12 protein-coding genes are annotated in these 13,101 nt (G+C 42.6%); 7 read left to right on the top strand and 5 right to left on the bottom strand.

Annotation, left to right across the window (positions count from 1 at the left end):
- Positions 1-5: 5 nt before the first annotated feature.
- Positions 6-884, top strand: a complete 879-nt coding sequence (locus ACM0OW_RS16175) for a TetR/AcrR family transcriptional regulator (RefSeq protein ID WP_414551190.1) — start codon at positions 6-8, stop codon at positions 882-884.
- Between the two features lie 232 nt (positions 885-1,116).
- On the opposite strand, the gene ACM0OW_RS16180 is transcribed toward ACM0OW_RS16175, so the two are convergent.
- From ACM0OW_RS16180 to ACM0OW_RS16195, 4 genes are all read right to left on the bottom strand, one after another.
- On the bottom strand, positions 1,117-2,016 hold the full coding sequence (locus ACM0OW_RS16180) for a metallophosphoesterase (RefSeq protein ID WP_414551191.1): 900 nt from the start codon (positions 2,014-2,016) through the stop codon (positions 1,117-1,119).
- A gap of 514 nt (positions 2,017-2,530) precedes the next feature.
- Positions 2,531-3,334 carry a hypothetical protein gene (locus ACM0OW_RS16185; protein ID WP_414551242.1) on the bottom strand — a complete coding sequence of 268 codons (804 nt, stop codon included), beginning with the start codon at positions 3,332-3,334 and terminating at the stop codon, positions 2,531-2,533.
- Positions 3,335-3,520: 186 nt separating this feature from the next.
- Entirely contained in the window at positions 3,521-4,327 is an 807-nt protein-coding gene (locus ACM0OW_RS16190; RefSeq protein ID WP_414551192.1) for an RNA-guided endonuclease InsQ/TnpB family protein, read from the bottom strand.
- Positions 4,324-4,962, bottom strand: a complete 639-nt coding sequence (locus ACM0OW_RS16195) for a histidine phosphatase family protein (RefSeq protein WP_414551193.1) — start codon at positions 4,960-4,962, stop codon at positions 4,324-4,326. The genes ACM0OW_RS16190 and ACM0OW_RS16195 overlap by 4 nt, the downstream gene beginning before the upstream one ends.
- Before the next feature lie 318 nt (positions 4,963-5,280).
- Between ACM0OW_RS16195 and pyrC the strand changes: the two genes are divergently transcribed.
- Positions 5,281-6,309, top strand: a complete 1,029-nt coding sequence (gene pyrC / locus ACM0OW_RS16200) for a dihydroorotase (RefSeq protein WP_414551194.1) — start codon at positions 5,281-5,283, stop codon at positions 6,307-6,309.
- Between the two features lie 331 nt (positions 6,310-6,640).
- On the top strand, positions 6,641-7,285 hold the full coding sequence (locus tag ACM0OW_RS16205; protein ID WP_414551195.1) for a GAF domain-containing protein: 645 nt from the start codon (positions 6,641-6,643) through the stop codon (positions 7,283-7,285).
- Between the two features lie 110 nt (positions 7,286-7,395).
- Here ACM0OW_RS16205 and ACM0OW_RS16210 read toward each other — a convergent pair whose 3' ends face one another.
- Positions 7,396-7,542: a hypothetical protein gene (locus ACM0OW_RS16210; RefSeq protein ID WP_414551196.1), complete on the bottom strand. Its 147-nt coding sequence runs from the start codon at positions 7,540-7,542 to the stop codon at positions 7,396-7,398.
- 55 nt (positions 7,543-7,597) lie between these two features.
- Between ACM0OW_RS16210 and ACM0OW_RS16215 the strand changes: the two genes are divergently transcribed.
- From ACM0OW_RS16215 to ACM0OW_RS16230, 4 genes are all read left to right on the top strand, one after another.
- On the top strand, positions 7,598-8,914 hold the full coding sequence (locus ACM0OW_RS16215; RefSeq protein ID WP_414551197.1) for an RNA-guided endonuclease InsQ/TnpB family protein: 1,317 nt from the start codon (positions 7,598-7,600) through the stop codon (positions 8,912-8,914).
- 51 nt (positions 8,915-8,965) lie between these two features.
- The gene (locus tag ACM0OW_RS16220) at positions 8,966-10,693 is read left to right on the top strand and encodes a succinate dehydrogenase/fumarate reductase flavoprotein subunit (RefSeq protein WP_414551198.1); all 1,728 of its coding nucleotides are present in this window, start codon (positions 8,966-8,968) and stop codon (positions 10,691-10,693) included.
- A gap of 813 nt (positions 10,694-11,506) precedes the next feature.
- Positions 11,507-12,013 carry an SgcJ/EcaC family oxidoreductase gene (locus tag ACM0OW_RS16225; protein WP_414551199.1) on the top strand — a complete coding sequence of 169 codons (507 nt, stop codon included), beginning with the start codon at positions 11,507-11,509 and terminating at the stop codon, positions 12,011-12,013.
- A gap of 308 nt (positions 12,014-12,321) precedes the next feature.
- Positions 12,322-12,936 carry a TMEM165/GDT1 family protein gene (locus ACM0OW_RS16230; RefSeq protein WP_414551200.1) on the top strand — a complete coding sequence of 205 codons (615 nt, stop codon included), beginning with the start codon at positions 12,322-12,324 and terminating at the stop codon, positions 12,934-12,936.
- Positions 12,937-13,101: the final 165 nt, after the last annotated feature.

Raw genomic sequence — 13,101 nt, forward strand, 5'->3', positions numbered from 1 at the left:
TGAATATGAAAAAGAAACAGCCAAAAAGTAATCAGGTAGAGCGTTTGCTCTCACCAGAAAAAGTTGATGCGATTTTCGCTGGTGCTATGCAAGAATTTTTAGCCAATGGCTATACAGCCACCACAATGGATAAAGTGACAGCAGCAGCAGGAGTATCCAAAACCACTGTCTACAGCTACTTTCAGGATAAAGAGAGATTATTCATTGCGCTGATTTCGCGACTAGCTCAGGAAAATTTTCGGGCTGTATTTAATCCCCAAGACCCGCATTTCCTGGAAGGAGAGCCGCGCATCGTTTTACACCGCCTAGCAACCAAAATTTTAGAGCGGATTAACGATGAACAGGAAGTTTTGAATTTAGTGCGCCTAATTATCGGTGAATCTGGACGTTTCCCACTGTTGGCGCAAGAGTTTGTGCGTAACGTAGACAAACCAGCTTTGGAACTGCTGACGCAATATTTTATAAACCACCCAGAACTGCAACTACCTGACCCCGGAGTAGCGGCGCGGATTTTTTTGGGGACATTGATTCATTTCACCATTATTCAGAATATGCTACAAAGTCACCAGTTATTACCAATGGAGCGCGATCGCCTGATTGATCATCTGATTAACTTAATCACCAGTAATCAGACCCCCAACCCGCCAACCGTCAATCAGTATTCTGGTACTGTTCAAAAATCGCCCAGGCGCAAGCGTACTGCGGCAGGTAAATTTAAAATGGATTATGGTCGTGAACCAAAACATCTTAGGTCTATGCGACTCACAGATACAGCTTGGGAAAAGCTCGCAAAATTGGCAGATGAAAATAATTTAACCAGAAGTGAGGCGATTGAAATTTTTGCCCGTAACGGTACTTTAGATGATCAAAACTCAGAAAGATAGACATTTAGTAATCACAAAAGTCCTGTAGAGACTTTCCATGAAAAGCTTCTACATTATTTCTCGAAGATATTTAATTATGTATATACATGGAAACGGATTAAATATAGCAACCGCCAAGGAGGTTAGGAGATTTCGGACATCCCGCGTCAATGAAATCCAAAACTTTATACGTGGGTGGGCAATGCTACACACGGGCGAATCTTGAATATTTTAACTGACTGATGTAGCTAAATTAATCTGCCTGAAGAGTAAAAAAGGTTAATTCTGGCGGAGTGAATAAACGTATTGGTGCAATACTCATTCCAATGCCAGGATTGACATAAAGTCGATTCCCAGGTTGGCCGAAACCCTTTGCCCAACCGTCGGCGTAAACTTGATCTTTTTGCGTAAATCTCAACCACGACCATTGTGGCAAACCTGGTACTCGTACCTGTCCTCCATGAGTATGTCCCGCTACTGCTAAGGGGGCTGAGTTGGCAGGAAATTTCTCAAATGAGTCTGGATTGTGCATCATTGTAATTCTAGGGCTGCTATCTGGTACATTGCTCAAAGCTTGCTCAGGGTCATCCCGATTTGCCCATAGCGAACCTATCCCAACTAAATATAAAGTATCGTCATTATCTGGCAGTTGCAATTGAACTGACTCATTCTCCAATACTTTAATACCTGCTGATTCTAATGCCGTTTTCAAACGTTCAGCTTCTTCTGTTTTAGGTGGCGCAGACCTACTACTCATGCCATAGTCATGATTGCCTAGTACTGCATAGGTAGGTATATCCGCTTCGATCAGAGGACGGACTATATCTACTGCTGTTTCAATCTCTGGTTTGATATTAGAGCCGGGATGATAAATAAAGTCGCCAGTAATCAATATTACAGCAGGTTTTGCTTCAACTAATTTAGCCACGCTGCGACGAGCAGTACCTCGATTATCGCCCCATAATCCAATTTGGAAATCTGAGATTTGTCCGACTTGCTTACCCTGCCAAGATGGAGGAAGGTTGGAAATTTTTACTATTTCGGTTTCGGTGTTGAGTATGCGGGGTTCGATAAAACTCCAGATTACCAGTAGCGCGATCGCACCTACTAATCCTAGAGTAGGATATTTTAGTTTTTGAGGGATATTTTTCATGATGAAAAAATGGCAATAGCTATCTAGAAAAGATTTAGATTTACTGGGTATAAGCCCAAAGGGCGCTCATATCTTGCACCTCTGTGTAGGAACCCAGATGTCGTTAAAAGATGGGCAATATGGCTACCTGATATTTATGGGCTTTTGTCGCTAAATCCAGGGTTTTGCTTTAATACTGGGTAATAAAATCACATCAATTTTTATTGGTGCAAGATGTGAGGTTTTCAATTTTACACTGCCATCCACGCCAACAATCAACGTTAGCTGTGGATTAGAAATTGTCCAGAAACCTGACTTGTCACTTAAACTTTGATCATTGGGTCAAATCAATTCAAAATTAAAGACAATCAGTCGGGGCGGGGCTTGTACCCACCACTGATTGTTTGCGTAGCGTCCCGTAGGGTAAACCACTGAACAAAGTTCAGTGGGAGCCTATTATCTCCATTCTTCTTTTTGAATTTTGAATTCAAAAAAGGTCAAGTGGTGGATTGAAAGGCGTACCTGAACAATTATCTTATTGAGGAATTGCTGATGGGTAAACTTCATCTGCAACAAACACAGGTTTATTGCTGTATTCTGCTTCCAGTGTCTTTTGCAAAGTCAAATCCCAATTCAGGTCGTAATCCCGTTCTAATTCAGCTATAACAAACGGACGCAATACCCCTGTGACTGCAACTTTTTCACCTTCATTGACAGTTCCTTGGGGATTCCCAGCGCGAATCACTAACAAATCCTGTCCACCAAATAACTTGTCTTCATCCAAGGTGAATGAACTGGTATTTCTAATATTTTCCACTTCACCTGTCACCGCCAGGTTTTTACCGTAGTATAAGCCGGGGTTTGTGGTAATTTCACCTGGTTTAGGAGCAAGTGCTAGTGATTGAGCGATAATTGCGGGTTGACTTTCGTAATCTTTATACAAGTTGGGATCTAAACCTAAGTTGTAATCTCGATTAATATCTGCAATTACAAACTTACTAACTTGACCTGTTGCTTGAATTGGTGTGTTTGGGTCAGTAGGTAAAGTGAAATTTTCACCAGAAGCATTTACAACTAAAATCGGTTCAGCGCCAAAAAATTGCTGATCGCTGACTGTAAAAGTTGATAGACCCAATTTTTTTATAGGCGTACTTCTAACGGTTACAGTTTGACCGATTAGTTGGTTTGTATTATCTGTGACTTCCTCTGTAGTAACGTTGGTTTCTGGAACTGCGGATTCTGGCTCTAAGTTATTGGTGCAAGCGGGAAGCAACACTGCTGAAAGTGCTAAAGCAATAGCTCCTTTGGAACTCCACTTAGTTTGAAGAAAGTTAATCATTGCAAAATCTTTATTCAGGTTGACTAATATCAAGTTAAGATCATGAATCATTATTCCAAACTTTTCACATTTTTTCATCAGTCCTAGTGATGAGTCTTGAACCTGATATTTTGGTGCTGCAAAGACTATTAGAGGTAGAGGTTTAAAAATAGTACGTGGGGACTGCTATACAAAACCTAGACAAGTCTAGACGTTGTTTAACGTTTCACAGGGTAGCGTCGGCGCAATTAACCCTCCACGTTCAGACACGGGTAAGCCCTCCGTGTTTATTGCGTAATTGTTTAAATTCTTAGCTGCATTTAAATCACGATTTAATCTATGTCCACAATTAGCACAGTTAAATACCCTTTCTTTTAAAGGCATTTCTTGCTTGTGTCCACAATTGGAGCAAGTTTTGCTAGATGGATACCAACGGTCAACAACTACTAACTTAGAACCAAACTTAGTGCATTTATATTCTAGCTGTCTTCTAAACTCGTAAAAACCAGCATCTGAAATAGCACCAGCTAATTTGTGATTAGACAGCATACCTTTAACATTTAAGTTTTCAATAGCTACAATTGCGTGGTTTTGGCAAATGTGTGTTGTAGCTTTATGGGTATTGTCTAACCTGATATCAGATACACGTTTGTGAGTTTTGGCAATTAAGTTTTTCTGCTTTCTATACCTGTTAGATACTTTTTGCTTGCGCTGTAGTCTTCTTTGCCGTCTCGCTAATAATTTCTGAGCTTTCCTGTAAACTTTTGGGTTCTCGAATACAACGCCAGTGGACAATGTAGCTAAGGCGTTGATTCCTAAATCAACACCTACAGATGGGTATGATTTGACATTTTCTTCTGTAACTACATCGTATGCAAAAGCTATGTACCAATCACCAGCACGTTTACTAATGGTTATTGATTTACAAGTAGTGTGTGATAGACACTGAGTAATCAGGATATTAAATCCGTGAGGTCTTAAGAATCTCCGTGGCTTTAGCCCGGAGAGTGTCAAGTTCCCGGACGAGAGCGAATATGACCGGGTATATGATGGCGATCGCCTAATATTTCTAACAAAGGGCCATTAACGTCAAATTTAACCATACTTACCGACGCGACCAAAATATTCACCCGATAGCGATAGCGTCCCAAATCAATTCCCAGTAAACTGCAAAGCATAATCCGAATCGTGGCTTTGTGGGAAACCACTAAAACATTACCTTGGGGATGTTTTTCTTGAATTTCAGCAATTACAGGCATAGAACGGTTAGAAATATCTACCGCAGTTTCTCCACCTAGTGGTGCATTCCAAGCGGGTTCTGTCACCCATTTTACATAGTTTTCTGCGTAATTCTCTTGGGCAAACGATTTACTCTTAGATTCCCATTCGCCGTAACTACCTTCTCTAAGTCCGTCACGCAACTGCATATCCATACCGATAGCATCACAAAATGGCTTGGCAGTTGCAATTGTGCGCTTCATTGGGCTAACATAAACCCCATCCCACTTCAATTTTTGATAAACATCAGCAAAACTCTCTGCCATCTGCACCCCCTCAGAGGTCAACTCCGCATCAGTTTCACCGCAGAAATTACCACTTTGACTAAAAGTAGTTTCTCCATGTCGCAGTAAATATAAATTGAGTGTCATAGCTTATATTGCGATTGGGATAAAGGAGTTTGTGCAAAAATAACATACCATCAATCTCGCAATCGACTATGTGACACCAGGACAAAGTAATCAACCAAAAAAGTCAATCAACCACAAACTTTTGAAATCGAAGACAAAAGTAGCGGTTTCAGCTATTACTAGGTATATATTAAGAACGCATATATTAAGAACGCGAGGAGCATCGTGGGACAGACACAGGATGTCGAATATGTCGGAAAGCGTCCAGGTTAAAAGTATCAGCTAGGACAGATTCTCATCCTGAACATGAAGCCCTTGTTGCCGTTTTATAATGAAAGGATGCAAAAGCTTACCATCACCCGACCTGACGATTGGCATCTGCATCTCCGCGACGGTGCAGCACTGAAAGCGGTTCTGCCCTACACGGTGCGTCAGTTTGCCCGCGCGATCATCATGCCGAACTTGAAGCCCCCCATCCGCTCAGTGGCAGATGCGGCAGCCTATCGCGATCGCATCCTCGCCGCCATTCCAGAGGGGCAACAATTTGAGCCATTGATGACCCTCTACCTCACCGACAACACCAGCCCCGACGAGATTCTGCGGGCGAAAGAATCCCAATTTATCAAAGCGGTCAAGTATTACCCAGCCGGTGCAACGACCAACTCTGACTCCGGTGTGACGGATATTCGGAAGTGCGATCGCGTCTTTGAAGCGATGCAGCAGGTGGACATACCGTTATTACTGCACGGAGAAGTCACCGATAACGATGTTGATACGTTTGATCGCGAGAAGGTGTTTATCGAGCGACATTTAATCCCCCTCAAGCAGCGATTTCCCAACCTACGGGTGGTGCTTGAGCATATCACCACCTCTGATGCGGTACAGTATGTCCTGTCTGCCAACACCATCGCGGCCACAATTACGCCACAACATTTGTTGTTTAACCGTAATGCCATGTTCAAAGGCGGCCTTCGCCCCCATTTTTATTGCCTGCCCATTTTGAAACGGGAGGAGCATCGTCAGGCTTTGTTGCAAGCGGCAACATCGGGGAATCCGAAGTTTTTTCTAGGTACTGATAGCGCGCCCCATACCCGCACCAGCAAAGAAAGTTCCTGTGGCTGCGCGGGATGCTTTTCGGCTCTACACGCCCTTGAGTTGTATGCCGAAGCATTTGAAAGTGTGAAAGCCCTGGATAAACTGGAGGCGTTCGCTAGCTTCTATGGACCAGATTTTTATCACCTGCCGCGTAATACCGAGCGAATTACCTTGTCCAAAACGACTTGGCGCGTTCCTGATCAAGTTCCATTTATGGAATCTGGGCTTGTACCTTTGGGGGCGGGGCAGGAAATGACATGGCAAATGGTATGACCAAGCCCCGTTCTGACTTTTCACGGTAAGTCCTCAAGCAACGGAAGTACGTTACTTTTTCCATAGGCTTCTTATCAATAGCTTAAAACTAATGATAATAGCCAACAAAAAAATCAGGGCTTGAAAAAACGTTAAAATCGCCTTTTCCACATCCCGTGAAAAGTCAGGCTTCTAGTCCCCCCAGAACAGGCATCTTGCCTGTTCCACAAGAGAAACATAAGGCAACATTTTAGCCTTGTCACACGACTACATTTAGACTTTAAAAATACGCCCTAGGGGGTTAGGTTTCGCGTTGGTTTTTCCTCTGATGATGACAGGAGCAAAACAATAGTTGAATCTTGATATTGATCATCAAAATAGCGGTGTGATTTCAGTTGACTTGAATTGGGATCATCTGGTAACGACGATCGCTCTCAAGATCCGTCAATCCTTAGACCTGGAAACGATTTTACAAACCACTGTGGACGAAGTGCATCAGCTTCTTAAATGCGATCGCGTATTACTCTACCAATTTGACCCAGATTGGAGCGGTCAAGTGGTGGTAGAAGCCATTTCCGACCCCCAGTGGTCATTACTGAATCAGGTGGTGCATGATGCCTGCTTTGAGTCCTCCTGGCTGGGACCCTATCAAGAAAAGCAGATCCGCGCGATCGCCGATATTACTACTGCCAACCTCACCCCCTGTCATGCCGAATTTCTGGCGGGATTTCAGGTGAAAGCCAACCTGATAGTTCCAGTGCTGTGTACATCCGGGCTTTGGGGGTTGTTCATTGTCCATAGCTGTACGGCTCCCCGTCCGTGGACAGAGAAAGAAATGGACGGGTTGCAGCAAATTGCCGTCCATCTGGGGATCGCGATTTATCAAGCAGACTTGGTGGCACAGTTACAAGTCGCAAAGGCAGATTTGGCAGGACAGGTAGCAACTGGTACCCAGGAACTAGAGCAGGCGAATCAGCAACTTTTAACCAGGAATTAGCGGGAGCGTGAAAGCCCCTGAGAAGCAGCAACGTAGTTGCGTACTTCGTGCTTCTCCCAAGGGGAGACGCTGCGCGAACAGACAGGGGATGAAACGCGACTCGGCAGGTTTTAACCTGCCGTATCTCCTTCAAGTCTTAAGCTATCAATCCAATCTTCAATCAAAGCTGTGATAGTTTTATCTTTTTGGGCAGCATATAAATAAAGCTTATTCTTTCTACGCTCAGATAAACGTATTGTTAATGTTTTTCCTTTCATGATGCACATACATTGTTAGTACTTAGTGTTAGTATATCCCAAGGAGGTAAAAACGATGTATGGTTGTCAGCAAAATCTAGTTAATCCAGATGAAGGACTCAAAGCAGTCCTTGAGTTTATTTGCTCAGAGTCCCATAAGTTAACAAACTGCGGCATCTATTATGCTCGTCAACTATTTTTTAAAACAGGCAAGTTGATTGGTAAATATGACCTTGAAAAAGAATATAAAACCAATAAACATTATCAGGTTTTACACTCCCAAGCAGCACAACAAATACTTAGGTCTGTCGCCGAATCGTTCAAGTCTTTGAAGGAGCTAGATAAAAAGTACAGTAGAGGCGAGTTGCATTTTAAGCCTAAATTGCCCAAGTATCGAAAAGGTAAAGGCTATGCGCTTGTGACTTATCCTAAGCAAGCGCTGAAACTTGTTGACAACAATATAAAAATACCCTTGGGCAATACCGTTAAACGTTGGTTTAAACTTGACAGTTTCCTGCTACCAATGCCTTCTAATCTGAAATTTGCAGATATCAAGGAACTAAGAATACTACCAAGAAACCAATGTTTTTATGCTGAATTTGTCTATGAGCAAGAATCTGCGCCAGAGCTAGAGTTAAATCTAGAATACGCATTGGCTGTTGATCCAGGCATTAACAACTGGTTAAGTTGCGTTTCTAATGTTGGAACCAGTTTTATTATTGATGGGCGTAAAGTTAAGTCGCTGAATCAGTGGTACAACAAACGTATTTCAACATTAAAAGAAGGCAAGCCTCAAGGTTATTGGGACAGCCAGCTATCTCATATGACCGAAAAACGTAATAGACAGATGCGGGATGCTGTGAATAAAGCAGCTAAGTTAGTAGTTAGCCATTGTATTGAGCATCAAATTGGTACTTTAGTTTTTGGATGGAACCAAGGACAAAAGCAAAATGCTCAATTAGGTAAAACAACGCAATCTTTTGTACAAATACCAACTGCTAAATTAAAGGAACGAGTTAAACAACTGTGCGAATACTACGGCATCAATTTTGTTGAAACTGAAGAATCGTATACCAGCAAAGCTAGTTTTCTAGATGGTGATTTTCTGCCTATTTTCGGCGCAAAACCTGAAGGGTGGACGCCAAGCGGAAGGCGAGTAAAACGCGGTATGTATCGGACTAACAAAGGCATTCTAATCAACGCTGATTTGAATGGAGCCGCAAACATAATGGGAAAAGTAGAGACACAATTAGGTTTAAGCCTAGTCAAGGTCTGTAGGCAAGTTTTGACCCTTGCTACCAGATTTCGTATCTGGGAAACCAAAACTAAGAAGCTACGAGGGACGGCTAAAGCCGTCCCTCGTAGCAACAGTTTAGAATCCCCGTCGCTTTAGCGCGGGGAGAGGTCAAAATAGAACAACAACTGATTGCGGACAGGGCTAATTATGCTGGAACATGATGTAATTATTGTCGGAGGGGGATTGGCGGGATGTCGTGCGGCTATGGAAATTGCACGCACTGACCCTAGTTTAAATATCGCTTTGGTAGCGAAAACTCATCCCATCCGTTCTCATTCTGTAGCCGCCCAAGGTGGGATGGCGGCTTCTCTGAAAAATGTGGATTCTGAAGATAGTTGGGAGGCACACGCTTTTGATACTGTCAAGGGTTCTGACTATTTAGCCGACCAAGACGCAGTGGCTATTCTCACTCAAGAAGCCCCAGATGTGGTAATTGATTTGGAACATATCGGGGTTTTATTCTCGCGTTTACCTGATGGTCGCATTGCTCAACGAGCTTTTGGGGGACATTCTCACGATCGCACTTGCTACGCTGCTGATAAAACTGGTCACGCGATTCTACACGAGTTAGTTAACAACCTGCGGCGTTATGGGGTGCATATCTATGAAGAATGGTATGTAATGCGCTTGATTTTAGAATCAGGTGAGGCCAAGGGTGTGGTGATGTTTCACCTCTTAGATGGGCATATAGAGGTGCTGCGGGCGAAGGCGGTAATGTTTGCCACTGGTGGCTATGGTCGCGTTTATAATACGACTTCTAATGATTATGCTTCTACAGGCGACGGTTTAGCGATGACGGCGATCGCAGGTTTACCCCTAGAAGATATGGAATTTGTCCAGTTTCACCCCACTGGTTTGTATCCTGTAGGGGTGCTGATTTCCGAGGCTGTCAGGGGAGAAGGCGCGTATTTAATTAATAGTGAAGGCGATCGCTTCATGAAAAATTATGCCCCCAGTCGCATGGAATTAGCCCCTCGTGATATTACCTCACGGGCGATATCTTACGAAATTCGCGCCGGGCGTGGTGTTCATCCTGATGGCAGTGCTGGCGGTCCCTGTGTCTATCTTGACCTGCGACACATGGGTAAAGAAAAAATTATGAGTCGTGTTCCCTTCTGTTGGGAAGAAGCCCACCGCTTAGTCGGTGTTGATGCAGTCACTCAGCCAATGCCGATTCGCCCCACAAATCACTATTGTATGGGTGGTATCCCAGTGAATACCGATGGACGAGTTCGCAGCAGTGGAGATAATTTAGTTGAAGGCTTTTTTGCGGCTGGAGAAACAGCTTGCGTGTCTGTACACGGTGCTAATCGCCTTGGTAGTAACTCGCTATTAGAATGTATAGTTTATGGCAAGCGGACTGGGGCTGCGATCGCTCAATATGTGCAGAATCGCAAGTTACCTGCTGTCAACGCAGAACACTACATCCAAGCAGCCCAGCAAGAAATCCAAGCCTTAATAGAACAGCCAGGGAAATATCGAATTAACCAAATTCGTCAAGCCTTCCAAGATTGTATGACAGAATGCTGTGCGGTGTTCCGGACTGAAGAAGTCATGCGTGAAGGTTGGCAAAAAATCACAGAATTACAACAAAAATATCCGCAAATATATTTAGACGATAAAGGTAGCTGCTGGAATACAGAACTTGTAGAAGCCTTAGAATTACGCAGCTTGATGGTGGTAGGACAAACAATTCTCGCCTCAGCCATGAATCGTCAAGAAAGTCGCGGCGCACACTTCCGCGAAGATTATCCCCAGCGAGATGATACTAATTTTCTGCAACATACAATGGCTTATTATTCACCAGCAGGTATTGACATTCAATATCGCCCAGTCATGATTAATATGTTTGAGCCAAAAGAGCGGAAATATTAGAAATTGTCCCAAATTAAATTATTCAATTTGTAGTCCTCCTTTTATCTCGGATGGGTATTGAAATGTATACGAAAACACTAATACCCATCCCACAATAAAATTTTGGACATTGATTTTTTACTAAAAAATAGTCTCTATAATATTCTGTCAGTTGTATACATATTTAATTACGTTGATAGCTATAGAAATTTGATGTGATTATTGAAAAAATCTAAGTATATGTAGTGGCGTGGCAAGCTTAAAATGTTGCAAAAAAAATTGTAGGTTGGGTTGACGTAAGGAAACCCAACATCATTGGTCGCGTTGGGTTGCGCTGCGCTTAACCCAACCTACGTCTAATGCACTATTTTAAGCGTGTCAGTCCACTACGTGTGTTTCATAAATCAAATATGAGTCCTATATTACAATACGGTTCAGTTAAGGCTAAAACTCTTGGTTAAAATCAATTTTTTGAACGTTCGCGGAGCGTGGCGTTAGCCATACCACAAAGAACGCAAAGGACACAAAGAGAAGAAGGAAAGACAGAAATAGAGGCTTAACTGAACTGTATTGTCCTATATTATGCAAAAAACATAATTTTCAAAGACTTAACTCTCTTTTTATAGAAGACAAAAAAAATGGCAATTATAATAACTATGATGGTTGATATTGACACATAGTTATTGCCTAATTTAGCTCTGTCTGGGAACTTTTTGCTAGCAATTCAATCATACTAGTAGAAGTTTGAAACACGATAAAAATTCCTCTAAACCTGCCACTTGTAGCAGTCAAGTTAGAGTGTTCACAGCACTGTCTTGTCAACATAAAAAAGTTATGAAAACAACAATTACTCGGTATGCCTTATCATCATTTTTTGGTGCAGCGCTTGCTTTTTCAAGTATTGTGCCAATAACTCCTGTTCAAGCCCAAAGGCACTGTCCCAGGACGACTAGACCAGAAATTACCGAACTTTTCGACCGATGGAACAGGTCTTTACAAACAGGTGATCCAAATTTAGTGACTCAGAATTATGCCAGAAATGCTATTTTGCTACCCACAGTTTCTAACCAAGTGCGACGAAATCACGAAGAAATTAATGACTACTTTGTGAAATTCTTGGAACTACAACCCGTAGGCAAAATTAATTACCGCAGTATTCGCCTTTATTGCGATGTTGCTATTGATTCCGGGATATATACATTTACAGTCGTCAATAATGGTCAGACTCAGGAAGTTCCAGCAAGATACACCTTTGTCTATAATCGAGTCGGCAATCAATGGCTAATAGCAGAACATCACTCTTCAGCTATGCCAGAAACCATGACTACCAGCGCTGAATAGGATTGTTATTAGGGATAAAATCAAAGTGGAGTTAAGCAACAATAAATTTTGCTTGACTCCTACTAAAGATAGATGTATAATTCATATCTAATAGAAGGGGAGTAGCTGCTGGCAGTAAGTTTTAATTTACAAGCCAGTACATCTGAATCAACATACTGGCGATGAGCCTGGTTCAGATGACAAATAACAAATATTTGGTAGCGAGACCTTCACTGAGTTTACACAAAAAATTGTGTGAGCTTTAGTGAAGTCTGACCACTCTCATTGAAGCTCCACACAGGTAAAAAATCCTTCAGGAGTTTGAGAGAGTGTTAACAGCATTTACAGCAGGCTTATTCCTAATTACAATTTCGGAGCTAGGGGATAAAACATTCTTTATAGCCGTAATTTTAGCGATGAAACATTCGCGAAAGCTAGTCTTCATCGGTGTGGCATCCGCCTTAGCTGCGATGACAATTATATCGGTATTATTCGGGCAAATTGTATCTTTATTGCCACAAACTTATGTGAAATACGCCGAAATAGTTTTATTCTTTGCCTTTGGGATTAAGCTGTTATATGCAGCTATGAAAATGTCTGGTGCTAGCTGTGAGACAGAAGTAAATGAGGCTAAAGAAGCAGTAGAAAAAGCAGAATTACAAACAAATATAAAAACTCCCTTAGCAATTTTAATAGAAGCCTTTACACTAACATTTGTAGCAGAGTGGGGCGATCGCACACAAATTGCCACCATCGCCCTAGCCGCAAGCTATAACGCCATAGGAGTAGCTGCGGGTGCAGTTTTAGGACACGCAATTTGTACAGCGATCGCCGTCATTGGCGGTAAACTCATAGCCGGACGCATTTCCGAACGTCAACTCACCTTTGCCGGCGGCTTTCTATTTCTGATTTTTGGCATTGTTGCTGCTGTAGAAGGAGTTTAAGAGACTGGGTATTGGTTGGTAGGGGCGGGTTTAGTAATATCTGTGGGGGAGGGCAAAGATGCCCACCTTCTTCATTGAATGATATCTGTGAACCCGTCCCTACTGGGGACTGGGTATGAGGAATTTTTCTCCCCCGCACCCTGCACCCTGCACCCTGCACCCCTG

This window comes from Anabaena sp. CCY 0017 (genome assembly GCF_963920885.1).
Lineage (GTDB): Bacteria > Cyanobacteriota > Cyanobacteriia > Cyanobacteriales > Nostocaceae > Nodularia.

Coding starts and splice junctions, on each gene's coding strand:
- ACM0OW_RS16175 (WP_414551190.1), top strand. CDS start 6: ATGAAAAAGAAACAGCCAAAAAGTAATCAGGTAGAGCGTTTGCTCTCA.
- ACM0OW_RS16180 (WP_414551191.1), bottom strand. CDS start 2,016: ATGAAAAATATCCCTCAAAAACTAAAATATCCTACTCTAGGATTAGTA.
- ACM0OW_RS16185 (WP_414551242.1), bottom strand. CDS start 3,334: ATGATTAACTTTCTTCAAACTAAGTGGAGTTCCAAAGGAGCTATTGCT.
- ACM0OW_RS16195 (WP_414551193.1), bottom strand. CDS start 4,962: ATGACACTCAATTTATATTTACTGCGACATGGAGAAACTACTTTTAGT.
- pyrC (WP_414551194.1), top strand. CDS start 5,281: ATGCAAAAGCTTACCATCACCCGACCTGACGATTGGCATCTGCATCTC.
- ACM0OW_RS16210 (WP_414551196.1), bottom strand. CDS start 7,542: ATGAAAGGAAAAACATTAACAATACGTTTATCTGAGCGTAGAAAGAAT.
- ACM0OW_RS16215 (WP_414551197.1), top strand. CDS start 7,598: ATGTATGGTTGTCAGCAAAATCTAGTTAATCCAGATGAAGGACTCAAA.
- ACM0OW_RS16220 (WP_414551198.1), top strand. CDS start 8,966: ATGCTGGAACATGATGTAATTATTGTCGGAGGGGGATTGGCGGGATGT.
- ACM0OW_RS16225 (WP_414551199.1), top strand. CDS start 11,507: ATGAAAACAACAATTACTCGGTATGCCTTATCATCATTTTTTGGTGCA.